We start from the raw sequence: 315 nt of genomic DNA on the forward strand, positions 1-315 counted from the left end.
TGCCCCTTCGATCCCGATAAATACCCAGATCAGAGTCATCAGCGTACCCTTCATTTGAGTCCAGACCGAACCCGTCGTCGTGCCTTTAGTGGCGTTGCTTGCAACCTTGCCCCAGAAGTCAGCCGTAAACATGCCGCCCTTGAAGCAGACAAACATGATGATGATGAAGATGATCAGCGGCACAATCTTGCAGATCGTCCCAATCATGTTGACGAAGGTGGCACTTTCAACACCATTGTTAACCAGGATCGTTAACAGCCAGCAGAAAATAATTGCAACAATAATTGATGGAACGTTTTGACCGCCCTTAAAAGT

The 315-nt window shown here is 47.6% G+C and carries 1 protein-coding gene; it reads right to left on the reverse strand.

What is annotated here, in order from left to right; translation table 11 throughout:
- Positions 1 to 315 (reverse strand): amino acid permease (locus P0G09_RS17230; RefSeq protein ID WP_275253281.1); only part of this gene is annotated, 315 nt, incomplete at both ends.

The organism is Faecalibacterium sp. DFI.5.82 (genome assembly GCF_029076575.1).
Classification (GTDB): Bacteria; Bacillota; Clostridia; order Oscillospirales; family Ruminococcaceae; genus Faecalibacterium; species Faecalibacterium duncaniae.